The sequence below is a fragment of the Mucilaginibacter lutimaris genome (assembly GCF_042676625.1).
In the GTDB taxonomy this organism is placed as follows: domain Bacteria; phylum Bacteroidota; class Bacteroidia; order Sphingobacteriales; family Sphingobacteriaceae; genus Mucilaginibacter; species Mucilaginibacter lutimaris.
On the sequence record NZ_JBHTIA010000003.1, the window covers coordinates 908,139 to 930,784 of the forward strand.

Annotated in this window: 21 protein-coding genes; 12 read left to right on the top strand and 9 right to left on the bottom strand. The window is 43.2% G+C overall.

Annotated features, from left to right (window positions below; genetic code table 11):
• Positions 1 to 85: 85 nt before the first annotated feature.
• The 4 genes from ACFQZI_RS04915 to trpS all read right to left on the bottom strand — a co-directional run bounded on the left by ACFQZI_RS04915 (position 86) and on the right by trpS (position 3,676).
• Positions 86 to 1,408, bottom strand: a complete 1,323-nt coding sequence (locus ACFQZI_RS04915) for a peptidoglycan DD-metalloendopeptidase family protein (protein ID WP_377139175.1) — start codon at positions 1,406 to 1,408, stop codon at positions 86 to 88.
• Positions 1,409 to 1,472: 64 nt separating this feature from the next.
• Entirely contained in the window at positions 1,473 to 1,928 is a 456-nt protein-coding gene (locus tag ACFQZI_RS04920) for a hypothetical protein (RefSeq protein WP_377139178.1), read from the bottom strand.
• Between the two features lie 9 nt (positions 1,929 to 1,937).
• Entirely contained in the window at positions 1,938 to 2,552 is a 615-nt protein-coding gene (locus ACFQZI_RS04925; protein WP_377139181.1) for a deoxynucleoside kinase, read from the bottom strand.
• A gap of 128 nt (positions 2,553 to 2,680) precedes the next feature.
• The gene (gene trpS / locus ACFQZI_RS04930; protein ID WP_377139184.1) at positions 2,681 to 3,676 is read right to left on the bottom strand and encodes a tryptophan--tRNA ligase; all 996 of its coding nucleotides are present in this window, start codon (positions 3,674 to 3,676) and stop codon (positions 2,681 to 2,683) included.
• A 143-nt stretch (positions 3,677 to 3,819) separates the two neighbouring features.
• Between trpS and ACFQZI_RS04935 the strand changes: the two genes are divergently transcribed.
• The 3 genes from ACFQZI_RS04935 to ACFQZI_RS04945 all read left to right on the top strand — a co-directional run bounded on the left by ACFQZI_RS04935 (position 3,820) and on the right by ACFQZI_RS04945 (position 5,729).
• Positions 3,820 to 4,572: a lysophospholipid acyltransferase family protein gene (locus tag ACFQZI_RS04935; RefSeq protein WP_377139187.1), complete on the top strand. Its 753-nt coding sequence runs from the start codon at positions 3,820 to 3,822 to the stop codon at positions 4,570 to 4,572.
• Positions 4,547 to 4,834, top strand: a complete 288-nt coding sequence (gene gatC / locus ACFQZI_RS04940; protein WP_377139190.1) for an Asp-tRNA(Asn)/Glu-tRNA(Gln) amidotransferase subunit GatC — start codon at positions 4,547 to 4,549, stop codon at positions 4,832 to 4,834. Before ACFQZI_RS04935 ends, gatC begins: the two co-directional genes overlap by 26 nt.
• 130 nt (positions 4,835 to 4,964) lie before the next feature.
• Positions 4,965 to 5,729: an ABC transporter ATP-binding protein gene (locus ACFQZI_RS04945; RefSeq protein ID WP_377139193.1), complete on the top strand. Its 765-nt coding sequence runs from the start codon at positions 4,965 to 4,967 to the stop codon at positions 5,727 to 5,729.
• Between the two features lie 58 nt (positions 5,730 to 5,787).
• On the opposite strand, the gene ACFQZI_RS04950 is transcribed toward ACFQZI_RS04945, so the two are convergent.
• Positions 5,788 to 6,411: a hypothetical protein gene (locus ACFQZI_RS04950; protein ID WP_377139195.1), complete on the bottom strand. Its 624-nt coding sequence runs from the start codon at positions 6,409 to 6,411 to the stop codon at positions 5,788 to 5,790.
• Between the two features lie 136 nt (positions 6,412 to 6,547).
• Here ACFQZI_RS04950 and ACFQZI_RS04955 point away from each other — a divergent pair, with 136 nt between their 5' ends.
• Positions 6,548 to 7,771 (top strand): ABC transporter substrate-binding protein, encoded by a 1,224-nt coding sequence (locus ACFQZI_RS04955; RefSeq protein WP_377139198.1) that lies wholly within the window; start codon positions 6,548 to 6,550, stop codon positions 7,769 to 7,771.
• A gap of 235 nt (positions 7,772 to 8,006) precedes the next feature.
• Here ACFQZI_RS04955 and ACFQZI_RS04960 read toward each other — a convergent pair whose 3' ends face one another.
• Complete coding sequence (locus ACFQZI_RS04960; RefSeq protein ID WP_377139200.1) at positions 8,007 to 9,026, bottom strand: chitinase; 1,020 nt, start codon at positions 9,024 to 9,026, stop codon at positions 8,007 to 8,009.
• Between the two features lie 205 nt (positions 9,027 to 9,231).
• Between ACFQZI_RS04960 and ACFQZI_RS04965 the strand changes: the two genes are divergently transcribed.
• From ACFQZI_RS04965 to ACFQZI_RS04980, 4 genes are all read left to right on the top strand, one after another.
• On the top strand, positions 9,232 to 9,780 hold the full coding sequence (locus ACFQZI_RS04965; protein WP_377139202.1) for a cob(I)yrinic acid a,c-diamide adenosyltransferase: 549 nt from the start codon (positions 9,232 to 9,234) through the stop codon (positions 9,778 to 9,780).
• 85 nt (positions 9,781 to 9,865) lie between these two features.
• Complete coding sequence (locus tag ACFQZI_RS04970) at positions 9,866 to 10,087, top strand: DUF2795 domain-containing protein (RefSeq protein WP_002996718.1); 222 nt, start codon at positions 9,866 to 9,868, stop codon at positions 10,085 to 10,087.
• Between the two features lie 123 nt (positions 10,088 to 10,210).
• Entirely contained in the window at positions 10,211 to 10,360 is a 150-nt protein-coding gene (locus tag ACFQZI_RS04975) for a lmo0937 family membrane protein (RefSeq protein ID WP_322227803.1), read from the top strand.
• A gap of 122 nt (positions 10,361 to 10,482) precedes the next feature.
• Entirely contained in the window at positions 10,483 to 10,629 is a 147-nt protein-coding gene (locus ACFQZI_RS04980; RefSeq protein ID WP_377139205.1) for a lmo0937 family membrane protein, read from the top strand.
• A gap of 27 nt (positions 10,630 to 10,656) precedes the next feature.
• On the opposite strand, the gene ACFQZI_RS04985 is transcribed toward ACFQZI_RS04980, so the two are convergent.
• Complete coding sequence (locus tag ACFQZI_RS04985; RefSeq protein ID WP_377139208.1) at positions 10,657 to 11,376, bottom strand: 2-C-methyl-D-erythritol 4-phosphate cytidylyltransferase; 720 nt, start codon at positions 11,374 to 11,376, stop codon at positions 10,657 to 10,659.
• Between the two features lie 113 nt (positions 11,377 to 11,489).
• Complete coding sequence (gene queA, locus ACFQZI_RS04990) at positions 11,490 to 12,539, bottom strand: tRNA preQ1(34) S-adenosylmethionine ribosyltransferase-isomerase QueA (RefSeq protein ID WP_377139211.1); 1,050 nt, start codon at positions 12,537 to 12,539, stop codon at positions 11,490 to 11,492.
• Positions 12,540 to 12,736: 197 nt separating this feature from the next.
• On the opposite strand from queA, the gene ACFQZI_RS04995 reads away from it, so the two are divergent.
• A complete protein-coding gene (locus tag ACFQZI_RS04995) occupies positions 12,737 to 13,984 on the top strand; it encodes an ABC transporter permease (protein WP_377139214.1) in 1,248 nt (415 codons plus the stop codon).
• Positions 13,985 to 14,001: 17 nt separating this feature from the next.
• Here ACFQZI_RS04995 and ACFQZI_RS05000 read toward each other — a convergent pair whose 3' ends face one another.
• Positions 14,002 to 17,268 carry a PAS domain-containing hybrid sensor histidine kinase/response regulator gene (locus tag ACFQZI_RS05000; protein WP_377139217.1) on the bottom strand — a complete coding sequence of 1,089 codons (3,267 nt, stop codon included), beginning with the start codon at positions 17,266 to 17,268 and terminating at the stop codon, positions 14,002 to 14,004.
• Between the two features lie 146 nt (positions 17,269 to 17,414).
• On the opposite strand from ACFQZI_RS05000, the gene ACFQZI_RS05005 reads away from it, so the two are divergent.
• From ACFQZI_RS05005 to ACFQZI_RS05015, 3 genes are all read left to right on the top strand, one after another.
• Positions 17,415 to 18,701, top strand: coding sequence for a citrate synthase (locus ACFQZI_RS05005; RefSeq protein WP_377139220.1), 1,287 nt, complete (start codon positions 17,415 to 17,417; stop codon positions 18,699 to 18,701).
• 209 nt (positions 18,702 to 18,910) lie between these two features.
• Positions 18,911 to 20,803 carry a RecQ family ATP-dependent DNA helicase gene (locus ACFQZI_RS05010; protein ID WP_377139223.1) on the top strand — a complete coding sequence of 631 codons (1,893 nt, stop codon included), beginning with the start codon at positions 18,911 to 18,913 and terminating at the stop codon, positions 20,801 to 20,803.
• Positions 20,804 to 21,143: 340 nt separating this feature from the next.
• A complete protein-coding gene (locus tag ACFQZI_RS05015; protein ID WP_377139226.1) occupies positions 21,144 to 21,752 on the top strand; it encodes a GIN domain-containing protein in 609 nt (202 codons plus the stop codon).
• Positions 21,753 to 22,646: the final 894 nt, after the last annotated feature.

A 22,646-nucleotide genomic window follows, 5' to 3' on the forward strand; every position in this document is an offset into this window, starting at 1 on the left:
CAAAATTTGCGGGATTTGGCGGGTGATTTTACAATTGTGGAAAAGGACTGGAATTGAGCGGATTTGAATGATTAGATAAAATTCTTTATTCAGTTATCCAACCCGTATTCCCGTTATCATTCACCAAAAGGTACTTATTATAGATAGCTAACAAACCCACTTTTTGCCCTGCGTTTATAATTTTTATGCGCGGGGCGCGAGGGCTATCTGGCGTACTGTATAATGGCAGGTCTGTTTTAAGTGTAATGCTGCGGATGGTATTTGCGGCCGTTATGTTATTGCTATTAATATAGCCCGTTTGTCCGTCAGGGAGGGTCGCTTTATACCAGCCGTCGGTGGCGGCGGTTATGGTTAATGGAGTATTGGCAGATAGGGTTTGAATGGCATAACCTTTTTCTGACGGGAGATTATACAATTTGCTGTTTTTGACACTTGTGCGGACGGTATCATTTAAATATTTAAGCGATGCAGATACAGGCAGGGGCAGTTTAACATCCCTATCCACAAATGCAAGCGGATCTATTGCGCCGCTGTTTGTGTAGATGCCGAAATGTAGGTGCGATGGGGTGGTGCGTGCATTACCGGTATTACCAACAAGCCCAAGGGTATCTCCAATGATTACATTTTGGCCTTGCTGCACGGTTTGTACATCTAAATGGGCGTAGTAAAGCGTATAATCTGCATTATCCGGTCGCATAAATACGACGTTGCCGCCCAGGTTATTCACTGTTACGCCGGTAACTGTTCCGTTGGCGGCTGCTATGGCGGGTGTGCGCTTGGGCGCAAAAATATCTATGCCTTCATGCTTGCGACCGCCCTCGTCGCGGCCATCGCCCCAAAAACTTCCAATGCGCGGCTTGCCTGTTGCCGAAACTGGGAAACTCAATGATGGCCCGGCGGTAATGGTGAGCGTGTACTCGCCGCTGCGTAAAAGCTCGGGTTGCAGGCGCAGGATGTATTTACCCGTTTGTTTTACTTCGTGCTCCAGCACTGCGCCAAGGGTATCTGCAAAAGCGGTAAGTTTAGGCTGCGCGCCATTATCCTGAAACAGATCGGCATAGATGGCAAAGTTGGTGACTGGTTTTTTGATTATACTGATCCGTAGTTTTTGCCCGCGTTTAGCATCAAACCTCAAGGCGGTGCTGCTCACCTTATCATCGGCAAAATAACCCGTTTCTTTGTAAGGGATGTTGATGTTCAGCGGCGCGCTAACCGCTTTGTCGGCATTAAGCAGCCAGGCGCTGCCCATTGCTGTACGGTCGAAGCCATTATCTTTTAAACGCTGCGCATAAGCATCATGCGGCGATAGCTTTTTAAATATAGCCAGCGGACCTCTGCTTTTGCTACAGGCAGATGCGGCGATGCAAAGAGCTACAAAAAGTATGGGTTTATATGTGTGTTTAAGCATGTTGGTTTCTTATGATTAAGAAACCTGTAGAAAGAAAATAAAGTTTGATGAATGGCAGTATTAATTATTTTAGTTTGATGGTTTTAAAAACTTTGATCGCAACAGATTGCTGTGTTTCTGATAAATTGAAACCAACCATACTAAAACTCCTGAAGTCTTCTATTGATCTATGGACCTGATAAATATAAATACCTGTCATGCCTTGTGAGGCTTTTTTGGAAATTACCAATTTTCTGATAAAGTTACCCTGCTTTTCTGTTTTGATGAGGTAATCGTGTTCATTTTCATCATCTGAAATGTTTAGATTGGGTGAAAATCCTTGTTCGCTGAAGTTGAATTTTAGCAGAATTTTAGCGCCTGTAACTGTTCCTGTAAACGCATCTATCCCATTACCTTTTTTGTATTCCCAATTAGCTGGAACGGATAATTTGAAATAGTTAAAATCATAGTCCTTACAATTGTCATTAACCGACATACATAAAGGAAAAAGTAACATAACTAAAGCATACCACTTTTTCATATTTGCTATTTAAAATAACCCGTTTATCTCCCGCTCAATCTTCTCTACAATAGAGGCCATGTCTTCGGTATTATTGGCAAAGTCGAGGTTGTCTTTATCAAGCACAAGCAGTTTGCCAAGCTTGTAGCCGTTTATCCACTTGTCGTATTTCTCGTTCAGTTTGGATAAGTAGTCGATACGGATTCCGATCTCGTATTCGCGGCCCCGGCGCTGGATATTGTTTACGAGGGTAGGCACAGAAGCTTTAAGGTAAACCAGCAGATCAGGCGGTTTGATGAACTCGGTGATGTTATCAAACATGCTCTGGTAGTTCTCGTAGTCGCGCGTGGTCATAAGTCCCATATCATGCAGGTTTTCTGCAAAGATGTAGGCATCCTCATAAATGGTACGGTCCTGGATGATGTTGCGGCCACCTTTCTGTATATCTACGATCTGGCGGTAGCGGCTGTTCAGGAAATAGATCTGCAGGTTAAAGCTCCAGCGCTTCATTTCGTTATAAAAATCTTCCAGATAAGGGTTGTTGTCAACCGCCTCGTAAAGCGGTTCCCATCCGTAGTTTTTCGCTAACATTTCGGTAAGTGTTGTTTTACCGGCGCCTATATTTCCTACAATAGCTATGTGCATATCCTTTTATTGCGATTATTTGTTCGTTGTTAATAGATAATAGTTCATGGTCAGAAAGTCATCGCTTAAACACATTAGCTACATCGCTAATATACGCTATGAACCATGAACCATCAACAATGAACTATCTAAAAATTCCTGAAACCTATTATTTCCCGTACTTCTTTAATGGTTTTTGCAGCGCTTTCGCGGGCTTTTGCAGCGCCGTAACGTGCTACCTGCCTTAACAATGGGGCATCGTTGGCTATATCGTTAATTTTCTCGCGGATAGGCGCTGTTGCCATGATCATATCTTCGGCAAGCTGCTTTTTGAGGTCGCCGTAGCGGATGGCGCAGGTATTGTACAGGTTATCAAAATGCTCGATAGTGTCCGGCGTAGATACCACCTTCATCAGGTCGAACAGGTTTTGGATCTCTTGGGGTTTGGGCTGGTTATCCTGGGTTGGGCCGCTATCCGTAACGGCGCGCATTACTTTTTTACGGATGGCCTCGGGTGTGTCGCTCAGGAAAATGGCGTTGCCTTCCCCCTCACTTTTACCCATTTTACCCTTGCCGTCAAGCCCCGGTATTTTTACCAGGCTTTCGCCCATGCTAAACGCGTATGGCTCGGGGAAGTATTCGCTATTGTAAAGCCTGTTAAAGCGGTTGCCAAAAGTGCGCGCCATTTCGAGGTGCTGCTCCTGGTCTTTCCCTACAGGTACTTTTGTTGCTTTGTGTATCAATATATCGGCAGCCATTAAAACCGGGTAGGTTAAAAGGCCGGCGTTAACATTATCGGGGTTGGCGCGAACTTTATCTTTAAAAGAGGTCGCGCGTTCCAGTTCGCCCATATAGGCATTCATATTAAGGTACAGGTATAGTTCGGTAACTTCGGGCACATCGCTTTGTACGTATATGGTAGCTTTCTCAGGGTCGATACCTGCGGCAAGGTATTCTACCAAAACCTGTTTAACATTGCCATGCAGATTAGCCGGGGTAGGGTGCGTGGTTAACGAGTGCAGGTCGGCTATAAAGAAATAGCACTTGTACTCATTTTGCATTTTAACGAAGTTTTGAATAGCCCCGTAGTAATTACCCAGGTGCAAATTTCCGGTAGAACGTATACCGCTAACAACAGTTTCCATATAGAGGGCGAAAGTAAGTATTTTTTGGCCTCACCCCAAACCCCTCTCCAAGGGAGAGGGGCTTTTTTAAAAAAAAAGTCTCCCCTGTCGGGGGAGATTTAGAGGGGGCCAAAACGTCACTATTTTTTATATTTTTGACGGCAATGAAAATGCTATTGAAGAAAGTGCACCTATACCTTTACCAGGGCAGCGTTGGGCTTTTTTATTTTCTGCTGTGGCCTTTACTTTACTACTTTTCGCGCAAAGCCCAAAGGTACAAGAATATGAATGCCGTTAGGCGTGTTTGGGGGCGGGTAAGTTCGTTTTGTGTAGGCATCAGGTACAAATATCAGTTTGAGCAACCTATAGATTGGAGCAAAACCTACATTGTTTGCCCCAACCACACCAGTAACCTTGATATTACCGCGCTTAGCATACTGGTAAAAAGCAATTGCTGCTTTATGGGTAAAGAGGAATTGGTTGATGGCCTGGTTACACGCCTTTTCTTCCGCACAGTTGATATACCGGTTAACCGCGAAAGTAAAATAGCATCATTCCGGGCGTTTAAGGTGGCCATGGAGCGGCTTGGCAACGGCATGACGGTGATCATTTTCCCCGAGGCTACCATACCAGACCAGTTCCCCCCACATTTGCATGCCTTTAAAAACGGCCCTTTCCGTATGGCTATAGAACTTAAGGTGCCTATTATCCCGGTAACATCGCTAAACACCTGGAAAATTTTTTGGGATGATGGCAGTAAATATGGCAGTAAGCCGGGCGTATGTGATATATTTGTACATAAGCCGATTGAAACGGCCCACTTTACCATAGATGATGCTGATGCACTGCGCGATGAGGTGCACGACATTATCAGCAACAAAATTAACGAGCATGACCATAGACGAACAAACGGTTGATAAAATAGCCCATCTGGCACGCCTTAAACTGGCTGAGAGCGAAAAGCAGGCCATGATCAAAGACATGAACAAGATACTGGGTTTTATGGATAAGCTTAACGAGGTAGACACCACCGGCGTAGAACCATTAGTTTACATGATGCCCGAGCCAAACATACTGCGCGAGGATGTGGTTAAGCAACAAATTACCACAGCCGAGGCCTTACAAAATGCTCCCGACCATGACGAGAGCCACTTTTTAGTAGCCAAGGTGATTAAATAGTTATTCAGAGATTCAGGAAATCAAGAACCAAGACGAAGGGAAATCTTGTCTCTTGCTTCTTGTAATCTTTTATCCCTTACACCTGTAACATTTAATACTATCTTGCTGTCAAAGTAACAAAAAACGGAACATGGCAATAGCTACAAAAAAAGAAGAGCCTCTAATTATTATTAAAGATATCGGCCGTAAATATGTTATCGGGTCGGAAATTATCCATGCGATAAAATCGGTATCCTTAACCATAAACAAAGGCGAATTTGTAGCGCTAATGGGCCCTTCCGGTTCGGGTAAGTCAACCCTAATGAATATCTTAGGCTGTTTGGATACCCCAAGTAAAGGCGAATACATACTTAACGGCATCAACGTTAGCCACATGACGGATAACGATCTGGCAGAGGTGCGTAACACTGAAATTGGTTTCGTTTTCCAGACGTTTAACCTTTTACCGCGTAACAGCGCGTTAGATAACGTTGCCCTCCCTTTGGTTTATGCAGGTATCAGCAAAGAAAAGCGTAACGAACGCGCCCGCCTTGCACTCGAAAATGTTGGCCTTGGCAACCGTACCGATCACCGCCCTAATGAACTTTCGGGTGGTCAGCGCCAGCGCGTGGCCGTAGCCCGCGCGTTAATTAACAACCCATCTATTATTCTTGCAGATGAGCCCACAGGTAACCTTGATACCAAAACATCTATAGAGATCATGGGCCTGATGGAAGATATCCACGCCAAAGGCAACACCATTATACTGGTAACGCACGAAGAAGATATTGCCATGCATGCCCACCGTATTGTACGCATGCGCGATGGCCTTGTAGAGAATGATTACAAGAACGAGAACATCCAAACTGTAAGCAGGAGAGTACCCGAAAAAGAAAATATTGATTTAAGTAAGTAGTGGTTTTCTAATACAGTATGAAGCCCTTTTTGCACCCTGCAAAAAGGGCTTTTTATGTTTAACACTTCAACTCAGCCAGTTTTGCAACAAACCCGGCAAGGTAAAGTGTATGCTCGGGAGTGATGGGTTTGCGGTTGCCGATGATGAGCGTATGCTCAAAGATCTCCACTACAAAATCTGTTTCCTTAATAGCCATCATCGCAGTTCTAAATTCCAGGGTGATGGCTTGTTCGGTTTTATGCTTGTCGTCGGTTAGTACATAATAGCGGTCGCTGAATGGTTTATCTTCCTTAAAGTCAAGCTCTATTGGGAAAATGATCTCGCGGATCTTATCTATGATAGTTTCCGTACGGATAAACACCCGGCCAAAATCACGTTTTAAATAGGCCAACGCCCAGGCCTGTTGTTCGGTGACGACAGTTTTTTGGCCTTTTGCGGGGGTATGGTCGGTATCTACATTTAAAAACAATAAGTAGCTATCGCCGCAGGCATTTTTTATGGCAAAGGTATTGGTGATGTTTACAGCACGGTGATGGTTTAAAACCTCAAACTGCTCTAACTTAAAATCAATAAAGCCGGGTGTCTCTATCCTGAATTGGTCTTTTATGGCCCGGCTGGTAGCTTCAATATCATTAGCCGGGAGGGGGGTTAGTCCGGATGCGTCAGGTGAAAATTTGTCCATTCGTTACAATAAAAAAATCAGACTAAAGATAATATCAGATGTTACATTTTGGTAACAAATTCATTATCAACAGGCCTTAAATAAACAAAATGGTAAATTAAGCGTATTTTGCAGTGTTAAATATTTATAAATTAATATGAAAAAAATATTACTCCCGGTTATCGCGCTTTTTGCTTTCGCGCTTATATTTCAATCGTGCAAAAAAAGTAAAGATGTTACCACAACGCGTGGCATTACCATCAGAGGGTTGCTTACTATAACCGGTAGTGGTAATACATTAGGCATAACCTCGAGTGCAGCCATGCAACTTGCAGCGGATGACGTAAATAAATATTTTGCAGATAACGGCTATAATTACAGCATTGGCGTAAACATAGTAGATACCAGGCATAGCGCCGATTTAGCCCTTGCAAATTTAAAAAATGCAAAGGCAGATGGCATCAGTTTTATTGTAGGCCCGCAAAGCAGCGCGGAACTGGCCGCAATAAAGCCCGAGGTAGACCAATCGAGCATCATTGTTGTAAGTCAAAGCAGTACGGCAGGCAGCCTGGCCATACCTGGCGACGCGATATTCCGTTTTTGCCCTCCCGATAAAGTAGAAGGCGCGGCCATGGCAAATACCATTTATAATAAAGGCCGTACGGCTTTGGTTACTGTAGCCCAGGACGATGCAGGCAACAAAGGCCTGCAAACTGCCGTGGGTGCAGCTTTTACTGCTAAAGGTGGTGTTGTTAGCGCTGCAACACCATATTCTGCTGCTGCCACTGCCGATGCAGATTACGCCGCAATAGTTGCCGATATTAAAACAAAGGTTGCGGCACTTAGCGGTACATATGGCGCCGATAAGGTTGGCGTTTACCTGGCATCGTTTGATGAGGGTGTAAAAATTATGAAACTGGCTAACGCCGAACCTACACTTGCCGCCGTTAAATGGTTTGGTGGTGATGGCGCGGTGTTGAGCGCGGCATTTACAGGTGACGATGCCGCAGCAGAGTTTGCTTTTAAAACGGGCTTTTTTGCACCATCTGTTGGTTTGCCTGCGGCTTTAGAGCCACAATACAAGCCTATAGCAGAGCGTATTAAGGCAAAAACTAAATTAGATGCGGATGCCTTTGCATTAGCCGCCTATGATGCGGTTTGGGCTATTGCCTACACCATCGAAGCTAATAATGGCGACATAACCGATTTTGCTAAACTAAAAACCAGCTTTGTAGAACAAGCTAATAAACACCAGGGCATTACCGGCAGCGACGCGCTTGATGCCAACGGCGACCGTGCAAGCGGCATATTTGATTATTTTGGTATCACCAAAGGTGCCGATGGTAAATACAACTGGGCGTTTATTGAGAAATCTGAATAAAGAGCTGGGATATTTATTACGGATATAAAAAAACGGTTGCCAAATTTGACAACCGTTTTTATTGGTATTTCAGGAAAAAAAGTAGCCAGATGTTCACGTTCACGATTGCACATGCAGGTATGTTTTTTGTAAAACGTTAATAATCAAAATTTTAATGTTGTAATTACTGACAAGGTACTGACACCATGAACACCAATAAAAAGTTTATAGTACCGCCCTTAGTAGCATACTTCTTTTAATACTTATAGGGTTCCATTTTGCCACAGCTGCAGGCGCAATTTTCATCGGTAACGCCCAGCTTTTTCAGGAAAAATTGGTAAAAGCCAATACGGTCTTTCATGCTATAGTTGTCTTCGCCTTTGTTGCATTCCAGTTCGCCGTTTACAATTAATATGGTCATGCCAAAGCCGGGTGTACGGCCTTTGGCTTTGTCGGTAGCATTTGGCTGCCATTTGCCTATCATTACATCATGCGCCGATGGCTTGTGAGTCTCGGGCGTCATCCAAAAATAAATGGCTGTTTTAAATGCTACAACCGGGTCGGTCTCTATTAAGGCAGGGTTGTTAAGTAAAACATGTTTGTCGCCAAAAATACAATCTGATGCATAACCATAATTGCCGTTATAGCTTATTTGCATAGGCCCGCGGCCATAGTATTTTTGCCCCTTAACCGGCGGGTACTCGTCGCTATCACTTACATAAACATTATTGGTGTTATCTTCATGTATTAGCATCAATCCATCAGTATAACTTTCGTTTTGGCCGTGGCGGGTCTCGTGAGCTATTTGCGCGAAAAAAGCTGCCAGTTCGCGTTTATTGGCGGCTGCATCTTTTTCGGTACAAAAGTTACCATAGTCTACCGTATAAACGCTATCGGGCTTAACTTTAGCCCAGGCCTCATTCCAATCGCCGTCCTGGCGTACAGTGGTTGCTTTTCCGGTGCTTTTATCTGTACGTATAAATTGATATACCGATACCGCCCTGCGTGTCACCTGAACTTTTATCTGCGCCAGTTCGTCAACGGCTTTTATAAAGGCTGCGTAAGTATAAAACTTATCGCGCTCGGGGAAAAGATCATTAAATTGTTTTTCTGTTAAAAACTTGCTGAACGATGGGGCAGGGGCAGGAGTGGCAGCCGGTGTAGAAGTGCTGTCGGTTTTGCTATTGGCAGCGCCGCCACTGCAACTAAAACCCAGTAACGATAAGGCAAACAAACTTACAGTAACCAGCTTTGCTGTTGATATAATGAGTTTCATGATTTTATTAAATGATACTTTTTGAACAAACACAATATGTAAGTTTAAGTTTAAACATTGTTTAGCATACGCCTTAACCACAAATAACGCAAAGAAAAATTACAATGAGCACTAAGTCGCCTTCCTCTTTTGGTGCTTTGTGCAAAAAACCTTTGTACACTTTATGGTTAAACAAATCTAAAACGCTTACATTGCTGCTATTCTTATGAAGATATATACTAAAACAGGCGATAAGGGCTACACATCATTAATAGGCGGCACGCGTGTGCCTAAGCACCACCTGCGCATTGAGAGTTATGGTACTGTTGATGAATTGAACTCGTACATAGGCCTCATACGCGACCAGCAGATTACCGACCACGAAAAGGACATACTGAAACAAATACAGGACAGATTGTTTACCATAGGCTCCTCGCTGGCGGCCGACCCCGAAAAATCTAAGATGGTGATACCGGACCTTTATCCCGAAGATATTGAGCTACTGGAAAAGGAGATAGACCGCATGAATGAAACTTTGCCGGAACTGCGCCATTTTATTTTACCCGGTGGTAGCAATACCATATCATACTGCCATATAGCGCGCTGCGTATGCCGCCGCGCCGAAAGGCTAAGCGTACATTTGGCCGAAGAAAGCACTGTTGACGAAAAAGTGAATATTTATCTGAACAGGCTGAGCGATTACTTGTTCACCTTAGCCAGGATGGTTGGTTACGCGGATAAAATCCCTGAAAACCAGTGGATACCACGTATATAAAAAAATTACAAAAAAATATTGATAATCAATTTAAAAATATTATACTTTTGCGAAAAAGCAAAATTTACCACTTTAATATAAAAACATGTATTGGACACTTGAATTAGCATCGCACCTTGAAGATGCTCCATGGCCTGCCACAAAAGACGAATTAATTGATTACGCCATACGTTCTGGAGCGCCGGTAGAGGTTATTGAGAACCTGCAGGCACTTGAAGATGATGGTGAACCGTATGAAAATATAGAAGAGATTTGGCCGGATTATCCTACCAAAGACGATTTCTTTTTTAACGAGGACGAATATTAAGCCCTTTTAACAAGTATTAAAAAGCCCTGTATACAGGGCTTTTTTTGTAATTATATCTTTTTGGAATGATTTTGGTATAAGCAACTGTACATACATTTACTTAAACACTAAAAACACTTTACCATGAGAAGCTTATTGTACCTTATTGCTGTAATCCTTGTAATTGCGTGGATCTTCGGAGCATTTATTTCACCATTTGGCGGTAACATTATTCACGTATTGTTAGTTATAGCTATCATAGCTGTAATTTTAGGCGTCATCAGGAGGGCTTAATTAAAGCAATGAACAATATAAACCCGGGCGATCCCGGGTTTTTTTTATGACCAAAACTTTTTATAAAAACGTTGGTTTATTATTTACATCTATAAATAAACATTAACTAAACACACACAACTATGAGAGGCTTATTGTACATCATCGCAGTTATTTTGGTAATAGGATGGATCTTTGGATTCTTTGTAAACCACGCAGGCGGCTTAATTCACATTTTATTGGTAATAGCAGTTATTGCTGTATTATTGGGTGTGATAAGAAGGGCCTGATCAATTATCAGATAGATCTTACAGCCATCAGCTTAATGTTGATGGCTTTTTGTTTATAAGCGCTTCGGCAATGGTAATATCCTCAGGGAAGGTTATTTTAATATTATCATAGCTGCCCTCAATAAGCGTTATGGCAACACCACTTTGTTCAACTACACTCGCGTCGTCGGTAAAATTATCGGTGTAAGGCTGCTTGTACGCTTTATTTAAAATAGCTGCTTTAAATACCTGGGGCGTTTGCACCAGGTAAATGCCATCGCGATTTAAGCTTGTTGATGCCCCGTTATTTGCCTGCCTTATAGAGTCGCGGCTTTTAACGGCTGTTACGGCTGTTCCATCATCTGCGGCACATTGGTAGGCTTCATCTATAATCGCGGCGCTAACCAGCGGCCTAACGGCATCATGCACGGCAATAAGCGCATCTAAATCTTTAATACTATCTACAGCATTTTTTACCGAATGGAAACGGGTTTCGCCACCGGCAATTACGGTGTGGGGGATAGTGAAATTATGCTTGCTGCACAATTGGGCCCAAAGCTCTTGATAACTTGTATGCAGCGCCAAAATAATTTGTGGGGATGACAAGCTCTCTTTAAACGCCCTGATAGTGTGCATCAATACCGGCTCGCCGCACAGCTCGATAAACTGCTTAGGCAAGGCCGACTGCATCCTGCTACCCGATCCACCAGCAACAATGATGGCATAAGTTTTAAAGAGATTAGAGATTGGAGATTGGAGATTAGGCATCTTGTATAGTATCATACAAAATTATATAAATAAAAAGAGATATGAGTAAACCCATATCTCTTAATAAATTGTAAGATTAGTTTCACTAATCTCTTATCTTCAATCTCTAACCTCTAAATAATTAGCATCGCGTCGCCGTAGCTGTAGAAACGGTATTTTTCTTTTACCGCAATTTCATACGCATTCATTACGTGCTCGTAACCACCAAAGGCCGCAACCATCATCAATAAGGTCGATTCTGGTGTGTGGAAGTTTGTGATCATGCTGTTCGCGATGCTAAAATCATACGGCGGGAAGATGAACTTACTGGTCCAATCGTTAGCCGGCTTTAAAATTTTACCAGCAGAAACTGCCGATTCAACCGCACGCATAGATGTTGTACCAACCGCGCAAATACGTTTTTTTCTTTCGATACCACGGTTTACGATGTTGGCTTGTTTTTCTTCGATAATGAATTGCTCAGAATCCATTTTGTGTTTGGTAAGGTCCTCAACCTCAACCGGGCGGAAGGTGCCTAAGCCAACGTGCAGTGTAACCTCGGCAAATTCTACACCTTTTAATTCAAGGCGTTTCATTAGCTCGCGGCTAAAGTGTAAACCTGCGGTAGGGGCGGCAACAGCGCCTTCGTGCTTGGCAAATATGGTTTGGTAACGCTCTTTATCGTCGGCAGTTGCCTTGCGTTTTATGTATTTTGGAAGCGGTGTTTCGCCAAGGATCTCCACATTACGGCGAAATTCTTCATCAGTACCGTCAAATAAGAAACGGATGGTACGGCCGCGTGACGTAGTGTTATCTACAACTTCGGCAATAAGCAGGTCATCGTCGCCAAAGTAAAGTTTATTACCTACGCGTATTTTACGGGCCGGGTCAACCAATACATCCCAAAGGCGTAATTCCTTGTTCAGTTCGCGAAGCAAAAATACTTCGATGGTAGCGCCGGTTTTTTCTTTGTTACCATACATACGCGCCGGGAATACTTTGGTATTGTTCAGGATCATTACATCCTGGTCATCAAAATAATCCAATACATCTTTAAATATTTTATGCTCAATTTTACCAGAATCGCGGTGTAAAACCATTAAACGTGACTCGTCGCGGATATCCGACGGAGAATGAGCAATTAATGATTCGGGTAAATTGAATTTAAATTGAGATAATTTCATGCTTATATATATGAATTTTCAGGGCGCAAATGTACGGAATTTTTGTTATTTTTCACCTTTTTTTGACAGGGCTATACTGTTAATAGTAAAAGTGAAAATTACTGTAACTTAAGTGCTTTAACACAGTCTAACAAATACTGTTTTAAAACAACGCTAAATCAATTACCCGGCGCGCCCGGTTACATCAAAACAACGATATGATCATACTTAAACTTATTCGTGAAAGTTTCTTGTTCGCGTTTGACGCGCTTAGGCAAAATAAGCTGCGTACCATGCTATCGTTATTGGGTGTAACCATTGGTATCTTTACCATTATAGCAGTTTTTTCGGCGGTTGATACGCTTCGTAACAACCTGCAAAAAAGCGTTAACAAGTTAGGCAGTAACAGCATTTATATACAAAAATGGCCCTGGGTGGGCGAGGATAACTTCCCCTGGTGGAAATATATGCAGCGCCCGGTACCAAAACTTCGCGATTTTGAACAGCTTACCCGCCGCAGCCAAACCGCGAAAGCAATTTCATACGAAATTAGTATTGATAACCGTACTGTAAAATACCTGAGTAACACGGTTGACGGCGCGCAGATAGACGCCGTGTCTCACGACCATGACAAAACCTGGAACTTCGATTTCCAGGATGGCAGGTATTTTACCGACATCGAATCGCGTACGGGCGCCCCTGTTACCATCATAGGTGCCGATATAGCCGAAGCGCTTTTCCCGGGTGGAACCGGCGTAGGCAAGCAAATAAAAATTATGGGCCGTAAGGTTACCATTATTGGTGTTTTTGCCAAAGAGGGTAAAGATATGTTAGGCATCACCAGCGATAATGAGATTTTGCTACCACTAAACTTTGCCAAAAACGTAATAGATATTGAGAATGAAAGGTACAACCCGCAAATAGTGGTGCGTGGCATGGATAAATTGAGCGATGTAGAAGTTGAAAGCGAAGTGCGCGGTTTAATGCGTTCTATCCACAGCATACGCCCGGGTGGTGAGGATGATTTTTCGCTAAATAAATCAACCATTCTTACAAACCAGCTCGATCAGTTATTTGGTATTGTTAATATAGCCGGCGCCATTATAGGGGGCTTTTCGATACTGGTAGGTGGTTTTGGTATAGCCAACATTATGTTTGTATCTGTTAAGGAGCGTACCAACATCATTGGCATCCAAAAGTCGTTAGGCGCAAAAAATTATTTCATCCTGCTTCAGTTTTTGATTGAGGCAATATCATTATGCCTGATGGGAGGTTTTATAGGCCTGTTACTGGTTTATTTAGGGACCCTCGGGGTTAAGGCTGCTTCCGGTATAGAAGTGGTGCTGGATATGGGTAACATCATATTTGGTATTGGTATATCAGTTGCCATCGGGATGATATCGGGCATAGTACCGGCCTGGTTCGCTTCAAGGCTCGACCCGGTAGAGGCAATAAGGACAAATTAGGACCTTTTACTACCTTGTTAATTAGTCTCAGGTATTATTGATTTACGGTGTTTCGACACTTTTTCGAAAAGCACATCGGGTACAAAAGGCTTGGTAAGGTAATCGCACATGCCGGCTTCATAGGCTTTGCTATGGGTTTCGGGCATAGCATCGGCCGTAAAGGCTATTACAGGTAACCCGGGATGGGTTTTTTTAATGATCCTGGTAGCTTCAAATCCATCCATTACAGGCATTTGCAGGTCCATAATTACCATATTGTAATTACCAGCTTTTATCATATCTACCGCAATTTGGCCGTTTATGGCTTCATCAACCTTAGCCTGCCATTTTTTAAGGAATTTAGAGGCTATCATCAGGTTCATTTTGTTATCATCAACCACCAAAATATGCATGCCGTTAAGGTTTAATGGCAGCACAATGTCTGCCGTAGTGTTGTCGCCAAGGCCAGCAACAGGCGATGCTATTTTAAAACGGATGCTGAATATAAAGCGGGTACCTCTGCCCAAATCGCTAAAAACGTTGATGTTGCTCTCATAAAGCTCTATCAGGCGCTTGGTTATAGCCAGACCAAGGCCGGTACCGCCATAGCTGTGCGTAATTGTTTGCGGCCCCTGTATGAACGGATCAAACACGATGGCCATATTTTCGGCAGCGATGCCAATACCTGTATCATTCACTGTAAACTTAACTGTAACCTCGTCTTTGCTTAGCTGTTCGTTCTCCAGTATAATACTTACCTTACCCTGGTGGGTAAATTTAACAGCGTTGCTTACCAGGTTTATCAGGATCTGGCCGAGGCGGGTTTGGTCGCCCATTAAATAATCCGGTATGGTTTCGTCAGCCAGTAACTCAATCTCCAGGTTTTTCTCCACCGCTTTTGAGTAGAATGATTGCCGGATATTTTGCGCCAACTGGTGAATGTTGAATGGGATATTGCTTAGCTGCAGTTTACCCGCCTCTATCTTATTATAATCTAAAACATCATTAATAATAGCCAGCAAGTTTTCGCTATTAAATTTAAGGGTGTTCAGGTAATCTAACTGTTCGGGCTTAGGGTTTTCTTCGAGCAGTAGGTTGGTTGTACCTATAACCGCATTCATTGGGGTGCGGATCTCGTGGCTCATGATAGACAGGAACTCCGACTTGAAGTGCGACGAGCGTTCGGCCCGCTCCTTAGCAGATATTAATTCCTGTCTTACTTTTTGCTGTACGGTAATATCCTCGCCAATGCTGGTAGTTTCTTTAATATTGCCATTCTCGTCGTAACTAACGGTGTTTTGCCAACTAATGGTGCGCAGCTCGCCGTTGCGGCATTTTATTGGGTTAACATAATGCGCCTTAACTAAATTTGACCTGAACCAACCGGTAAGTATGCCTTTGTGTTCACCGGTCACAAAATGTTCCATCCAGTCCATACCCAAAATTTCCATTTGGCTGTAGCCAAGCAGGTTTGCCAGGTATTTGTTGCAAAAGATGACCTTGCCCTCAGCATTTAAAGATACAGCCGCAAGCTTAATGGTTTCCAATACCAGGCGGTACTTGTTCTCCGTACGGCGGTAGTCTATCTCGGCTTGTTTGCGCAGGGTTATATCCTGTAGGGTGCCTATGATCTTGCGCACACTGCCATCCTCGCGGAACATCAGTTTACCAATAATAACGCTAACGTACTTAATATTGCCATTGGGCGTAATGATACGGTACTCGTAAGAAGAATCACTGTTGTTACCACTTTTAAACAGGTGTTTTACAATATATTTGTCATCGGGGTGAATTTGGTTCAGCAGCCTACGGCCAAAGCGGGAAGCCGAACTGCCATTATCCTTAACCTCGTAAATAGAATTAACCTCATCGCTCCATGATAGCATGTGTGTAGTGCTGTCATACTTCCAGTTGCCAATTTTGGCAATGGTTTGGGCTTCCAATAACTCGGCCTGGCTAACTTTTACCGCTTTCTCGGCCAATTTAGATTCGGTAATGTCTTGTATGATACCTACAACCCGCTTAAGGCTACCATCCTCGTTGCGCGATACATCGCCGCGTAAAACCCTTAAATATTTTAAGTTGCCCTGTGGGGTAATAAACTTATGCACCAAGCTGTTTTCGGTAACTGAATTGATTTTGGTAAAATAATTCACAGCAAATTCACGATCATCCGAGTGAACCATTTGCATATAATATTCAAAGCGGTTTAAGCCGGGTGGTATATCTTTTATCTCCAGGATATTAAAAAGGCTTTCGGACCAGTAGTTTTCTTTTGTATCGCCATCATACCACCAGTTACCGGTTTTTGCAATATCCTGTGCCTGCATCAAAAGGTTTTTGTTTTCGATAAGGGCATCGGCATAGGCTTTTTGTTCAGAAATATCGGTTACAGATACAGAGATACGGTTGGTGTAATTACCATTAACATCAAGCACCGGCGATGCCTTGGCCACAAACCAGCGTGGTTCGCCAAATAACGACCGAAATTCTATGCTCGTAGTTTTATTGTGTTTGGAAACGTACTCGTAAACATCAATAAAAGGTTTCGCCCTTTCGGCTCCAATAAATTCAATGATTTTTTTATTCAAAAAATCCTCGGTCTTTAAATAATCGGGCGATTGTGGGCTGAGCCACATATTGATACAAACGCCATGCTCATCAAATTCTAAAATGGTATCGTTAATAGAACTGATTAACGCGTGCATCTGCTGCTGGCTGTTCCGCAGTTTTTCCGCATTCGTTAACAACGACTCGTTTAGCTGTACAATATTGGCTACCGCTTTTTTAAACTGCATTTTGTAAGCCAGCATAACCAGGAATGATACATAAGCAATAACCGTAAAAACGCCCAGTAAAATTATGAGTATGTTAACAGATATGGCAACTTTAGGAGCGGTGTAATACGCCGCAACAACGGCTATGAAATTCAATATACTGATGCTTACAAACTCGCGCCTTTGCTTGCAGAATAAGGATAATGCAATAAATATGGTAATAGAACTAAAAACATAAACGTGCGAAAAACCGTTTACACCAAGGAGTATAAAATTGTTAACAAACAGGTAAGAACACATGGTAACATATACCATGGCTTTAAAAAGGCCTTTATTTTTACTGTAGGAGAGCCCCAATGTTACCAGGCAAAAAATGCAGTTAACTGCACGTAGCCAAAGCGGGTCGTAGGAGTTTTGAAAACACAAATAATGTAGTGACGGGCTGGCTATTAGTAAGCCTAATAAAGTAAGCCTGTATATAGTTATGTCGTTTTCAATTAATAGTAGCGCCCTGTTTTTAAAAGACATATACAATAGGGGTATTTTTATTTATGCCAAACAATATTGGGAAATAAACCATAAGTACTTAATAAGAATTTTACAAAGAGTAAATATATCTTAAAGGCTATTAATACGCAGATTTATTTACATTTGTTGCAAATACATATTTTTCTATGTCTGAAACTGCACAATTAAAGATTGGTGATAAAACCTATGATTTGCCGGTGATAGAAGGTACCGAGGGCGAAAAGGCTATTGATATTTCTAAACTACGCGACCAGACCGGTTATGTTACCTTAGATATTGGTTATAAGAACACCGGCGCTACAAAAAGCGCTATCACATTTTTAGATGGCGAGGTAGGTATATTAAAATACCGTGGTTATTCTATTGAACAACTTGCAGAAAAATCAACCTTTATTGAGGTGGCCTATCTGCTTATATATGGTAAACTTCCAACTACCGAACAGTTACAGGCATTTGAGTTTGAAATAAGCCACCATACCCTTGTACACGAGGATATGAAGAAATTTTTTGACGGATTCCCTTCGGGCTCACACCCAATGGGGCAGTTGTCGTCATTAATTGGCGCTTTGGCTGCATTTAACCCTGCATCGTTAAAGCAAGGCCTTTCTGCCGAGGAGATCAACACCGAAATTATTAAGCTTATTGCAAAAATGAGCACTATTGTTTCTTGGATCTACAAAAAATCGTTAGGGCACCCGGTTATCTATCCACGCAATAAGTTCGACTATGTGACCAATTTCATGCACATGACCTTTGGGCAGCGTACCGAAGATGTGGAGATTGACCCTGTTGTAGTAAGCGCCATGAACAAGTTGCTGATATTGCATGCCGACCATGAGCAGAATTGTTCTACATCAACCGTGCGTATCGTTGGTTCATCAGATGCTAACCTTTATGCTTCTATATCTGCCGGGATCTCGGCACTTTGGGGCCCGCTGCATGGTGGTGCAAACCAGGCTGTGGTAGAGATGCTTCAAAAGATAAAAGAAGACGGCGGCGACGTTGATAAATGGGTTGCAAAAGCAAAGGATAAAAACGATCCGTTTCGTTTGATGGGCTTTGGCCACCGGGTTTATAAGAACTTTGACCCGCGTGCCAAGATCATCAAAAAGGCTTGCGATGATATCCTTGAGAAATTAGGTATAAACGATGAAACGTTAGAAATAGCTAAGAAGCTGGAAGAAGTTGCCTTAAGCGACCCATACTTTGTTGAGCGTAAACTTTACCCTAACGTAGATTTCTATTCGGGTATTATTTACACCGCGCTTGGTTTTCCTACAGAAATGTTCACCGTGCTGTTTGCCCTTGGCCGCCTGCCGGGATGGATTGCCCAGTGGAAAGAAATGAAAGCTAACAAAGAACCGATCGGCCGCCCGCGCCAGATCTACGTTGGTGAAACCGATAAAGAATATACGGATATTAAAAGTAGGTAAGATCGCTCATAGAGCTAACTCACCCCGACTACGCTACGCTGGTCGACCCTCTCTCCGCAAGCGGAAAGAAGGGGAGAAGGAAAATTTTAACCCTCTTTGCGCATCAGAGAGGGTGGTCGAGCGAAGCAAAGACCGGGTGAGTAAACTAATCCGCAGATAAAAAATATTCATAATTTAAAGCCCGCTTGCCGGGCTTTTTTTGTAGAGCAATGACACCACGCGAAATACTTAAAAAATATTGGGGACATGATAGCTTCCGGCCCTTGCAGGAGGAGATCATTGCATCTGTATTGCAGGGTAGGGATACGCTGGCGTTATTGCCTACAGGTGGGGGTAAATCGGTATGTTTCCAGGTGCCGGCTTTGGCAATGGATGGTATCTGCATTGTAGTATCGCCGCTCATCGCGCTCATGAAAGACCAGGTGGAGAACCTGAAAGCCAAAGGTGTAGAGGCCATAGCCATCGTATCGGGCATGGGCAGGCGCGAGGTAGATATTGCTTTAGATAATTGCGTTTATGGACAGGTAAAATTTTTATACCTGTCGCCCGAGCGTTTACTATCAGAACTGGTGCGCGAGCGCATCAAATACATGAAGGTAAACCTTTTTGCGGTTGACGAAGCGCATTGTATCTCGCAATGGGGGTATGATTTTAGGCCGCCCTATTTGCATCTTGGCGATCTGCGGGAGCTGCACCCTGATGTACCTGTACTCGCTCTTACAGCTACCGCGACCGCCCAGGTGCGCGATGATATACAGGATAAGCTTCAATTTAAGAACGGCATTGTTTACCAGCAAAGCTTTGAGCGAAAAAATCTTCGGTACGTGGTACAAAACACAGAGGATAAGTTACGCAAATTGCTTGATATTGCCCGTGGCATTAGCGGCAGTGGTATAGTATATGTACGCAGCCGAAAGGAAACCTTTGAAATTGCCAAACATTATAACCAGCATAACATAAGTGCCGATTATTACCACGCCGGTTTGCCAACCGAGGAACGTTCTGCCAGGCAGGAGGCCTGGAAAAATAACCACACACGCATTATAGTAGCCACCAATGCCTTTGGAATGGGTATCGATAAACCCGACGTTAGGTTTGTGATACATAAAGATATGCCCGAAAGCCTGGAAGCCTATTACCAGGAGGCCGGCAGGGGAGGCCGTGATGAAAAGCGTGCCTACGGCATTTTACTTTACAATATAACCGACCGTTTAAGGCAGGAAAAGCGCTTCTTACAAAATTTCCCTTCAGTTGAGGAAATAAAACAGATCTACCATCACCTTGGCAATTACTGCCAGATAGCTTATGATGCAGGCGAAGGCGCGAATTTCGACCTGGACCTTGGCGAATTTTGCGGCCGGTTCCAGTTAGATGCGATTAAAACTATCAACGCCCTTAAATTTCTGGAGCAGGACGAATACCTCGCCTTTAACGAAAGCGTTTTTTTGCCGTCGCGGTTTAGGTTTGAGGTATTGAATGAAGAACTATATAACTTCCAGATCCAAAACCCGGGCTGGGACCCATTTGTAAAGACCTTACTACGTTCGTACGGAGGTTCATTTGAGAATTATGTACGCATTAAAGAATATGATATAGCCAAACGCACGGGGATGAACACCCAGCAGGTAATAGATGGTTTAAAACAATTGCAAGATTTTAACTTGCTGAGCTATCTGCCCCAAACCGATAAGCCGCAAATAACCTGGCTTAAGCCAAGGCAACACGCCAATAACCTGTATATTAATAAAGTTTTTATAGAGCAGCGTAAGGAAACCTATCGCCAAAAAATGATAGCCGTTTTTGCCTATGCGGAGCATAAACACTGCCGCAGCCAAATGCTGCTGAATTATTTTGATGAAACCAACGCACCTAAATGCGGTGTTTGTGATGTTTGCCTCGAAGAACGCCGCCAACGGAATGCCGATGAGATCTTTGACGATATTACTAACGAAATAGTGCAACTACTAAGCACTGATGCTTACGGCATAGACGAGTTGATAACCTCTTTAAAGCTCGGTACCGAGAAAGAACGTATCGAAACGATCCGCCTGCTGCTTGATGCCGGCAAGATAAAAACGGATGGCGGGAATTATTATTTGTAAAGCGTTCTCTAATCAATATCAACTTTGAGCAATTGTCATCCTGAACAATTGTGAAGAATCTATTATTAAGCTGTGCTTTAAAACGCACGTCGGAAATTAGATTCTTAGCTATTGTGCCAGCACCACAACTATCACAAAAATAATTCAGCGTGCGCAGCTGTTACCTTTCTGTTTCAAAAAACTTTACCATTTCACCGTCACAAATCCGCCGTTTACCGACATAAACAGCCCGTACATCTATTACCGGCCAAATGGCTGTAACGTTTTGTAAATGGGGGCGTCATATTGGTGTATTTAAAAATTAGACGAAATAAAACACTCACTATCAAATCATAATAAAATGAAAACTTCAATTTTAACCATAGCAACCATCTTTACATTAGCAGTAGGTACAGTATCATCAACCTTTGCATCTGTTAAAAACAATAACGACGAAGTAAGCACTGTACTTACCAACGTTAGCAAGATCAACAAAATAGAATTACACGGAAACGTTGAGCTGTTCATCTCTGACGGCGCAGCCGACGAGGTAAAAGTTTACAACAAGTATTATGCAGAAAGCGCCCTGGTTCAAAGCCAGAATGGTACCTTACGTATCTCATCATACACGGATAAAAAATTAGTGGTTTGGGTAAAAGCAGCCGACCTGCAAACTATTGTTGCCAACGATAACTCAACCGTTAAATCATTTGGTAGCCTGGAGAAATTAGATTTTGCTGTAACGTTAAATAACAATGCCTCTGCCGAGCTGAACCTTGATGCTTACAAAACCAGCATTAACGTAAACGACCGTGCCAAAGCAAACATCAGCGGTACAGTTAACGACTACAACCTTGTGCAAGACCAGTCTGCAACCGTAAACCACACCAACCTGGCTGCCGTTAACCGCAACAAAACAGTAACCAACAAATTTGTTAAGGCCGAGGTATCTGAATTAGCCATTCTGTAAGCACTTTGCAAAGTTCATTATATAGTAGAAGCCATCGCGAAAGCGGTGGCTTTTTTTGTGTTCTCTCGGAAGAAAGAGTTTGCTTCGCTAAGAGTTTACTCACCCCGACATCGCTTCGCTTGTCGACCCTCTCTTCGCTGCGCGCAAAGAGGGTGAGGGAAATAGAAGGATATATAATTTTTTCGCCGTTGTTGGTGTTGTCACCAACACCTGTAGGAAGGCTTATATGCCAAGTTCATAAGTTTACTCCCGGACATCGCTTCGCTTGTCGACCCTCTCTTCGCTGCGCGCAAAGAGGGTGAGGGAAATAGAAGGATATATAATTTTTCGCCGTTGTTTGTGTTGTCACCAACACCTGTAGGAAGGCTTATATGCCAAGTTCATAAGTTTACTCCCCGACATCGCTTCGCTTGTCGACCCTCTTTGCGCGCAGCGAAGAGAGGGTGAGGGAAATAGAAGGATATATAATTTCTTCGCCGTTGTTGGTGTTGTCACCAACACCTGTAGGAAGGCTTATATGCCAAGTTCATAAGTTTACTCCCCGACATCGCTTCGCTTGTCGACCCTCTCTTCGCTGCGCGCAAAGAGGGTGAGGGAAATAGAAGGATATATAATTTTTCGCCGTTGTTTGTGTTGTCACCAACACCTGTAGGAAGGCTTATATGCCAAGTTCATAAGTTTACTCCCCGACATCGCTTCGCTTGTAGGCCCTCTCTTCGCTGCACGGAAAGAGGGTAAAGAGGAATAGAAAAGATATATAATTTACACCCCTCTTTGCGCAGCAGAGAGGGGGCAGGGGGTGAGTAAACTCAAAAGCAGAGAATTGTATCGCACAATAGATACTCCGCTACCTACAATGCTAATGCCCCTTCTTCCTGCTTCCGACGTTTCAGA

What these genes read in the sequence shown, in the direction of transcription:
- ACFQZI_RS04915 (WP_377139175.1), bottom strand. Translation starts at nt 1,408, where the DNA reads ATGCTTAAACACACATATAAACCCATACTTTTTGTAGCTCTTTGCATC.
- ACFQZI_RS04920 (WP_377139178.1), bottom strand. Translation starts at nt 1,928, where the DNA reads ATGAAAAAGTGGTATGCTTTAGTTATGTTACTTTTTCCTTTATGTATG.
- ACFQZI_RS04925 (WP_377139181.1), bottom strand. Translation starts at nt 2,552, where the DNA reads ATGCACATAGCTATTGTAGGAAATATAGGCGCCGGTAAAACAACACTT.
- trpS (WP_377139184.1), bottom strand. Translation starts at nt 3,676, where the DNA reads ATGGAAACTGTTGTTAGCGGTATACGTTCTACCGGAAATTTGCACCTG.
- ACFQZI_RS04935 (WP_377139187.1), top strand. Translation starts at nt 3,820, where the DNA reads ATGAAAATGCTATTGAAGAAAGTGCACCTATACCTTTACCAGGGCAGC.
- gatC (WP_377139190.1), top strand. Translation starts at nt 4,547, where the DNA reads ATGACCATAGACGAACAAACGGTTGATAAAATAGCCCATCTGGCACGC.
- ACFQZI_RS04945 (WP_377139193.1), top strand. Translation starts at nt 4,965, where the DNA reads ATGGCAATAGCTACAAAAAAAGAAGAGCCTCTAATTATTATTAAAGAT.
- ACFQZI_RS04950 (WP_377139195.1), bottom strand. Translation starts at nt 6,411, where the DNA reads ATGGACAAATTTTCACCTGACGCATCCGGACTAACCCCCCTCCCGGCT.
- ACFQZI_RS04955 (WP_377139198.1), top strand. Translation starts at nt 6,548, where the DNA reads ATGAAAAAAATATTACTCCCGGTTATCGCGCTTTTTGCTTTCGCGCTT.
- ACFQZI_RS04960 (WP_377139200.1), bottom strand. Translation starts at nt 9,026, where the DNA reads ATGAAACTCATTATATCAACAGCAAAGCTGGTTACTGTAAGTTTGTTT.
- ACFQZI_RS04965 (WP_377139202.1), top strand. Translation starts at nt 9,232, where the DNA reads ATGAAGATATATACTAAAACAGGCGATAAGGGCTACACATCATTAATA.
- ACFQZI_RS04970 (WP_002996718.1), top strand. Translation starts at nt 9,866, where the DNA reads ATGTATTGGACACTTGAATTAGCATCGCACCTTGAAGATGCTCCATGG.
- ACFQZI_RS04975 (WP_322227803.1), top strand. Translation starts at nt 10,211, where the DNA reads ATGAGAAGCTTATTGTACCTTATTGCTGTAATCCTTGTAATTGCGTGG.
- ACFQZI_RS04980 (WP_377139205.1), top strand. Translation starts at nt 10,483, where the DNA reads ATGAGAGGCTTATTGTACATCATCGCAGTTATTTTGGTAATAGGATGG.
- ACFQZI_RS04985 (WP_377139208.1), bottom strand. Translation starts at nt 11,376, where the DNA reads ATGCCTAATCTCCAATCTCCAATCTCTAATCTCTTTAAAACTTATGCC.
- queA (WP_377139211.1), bottom strand. Translation starts at nt 12,539, where the DNA reads ATGAAATTATCTCAATTTAAATTCAATTTACCCGAATCATTAATTGCT.
- ACFQZI_RS04995 (WP_377139214.1), top strand. Translation starts at nt 12,737, where the DNA reads ATGATCATACTTAAACTTATTCGTGAAAGTTTCTTGTTCGCGTTTGAC.
- ACFQZI_RS05000 (WP_377139217.1), bottom strand. Translation starts at nt 17,268, where the DNA reads ATGTCTTTTAAAAACAGGGCGCTACTATTAATTGAAAACGACATAACT.
- ACFQZI_RS05005 (WP_377139220.1), top strand. Translation starts at nt 17,415, where the DNA reads ATGTCTGAAACTGCACAATTAAAGATTGGTGATAAAACCTATGATTTG.
- ACFQZI_RS05010 (WP_377139223.1), top strand. Translation starts at nt 18,911, where the DNA reads ATGACACCACGCGAAATACTTAAAAAATATTGGGGACATGATAGCTTC.
- ACFQZI_RS05015 (WP_377139226.1), top strand. Translation starts at nt 21,144, where the DNA reads ATGAAAACTTCAATTTTAACCATAGCAACCATCTTTACATTAGCAGTA.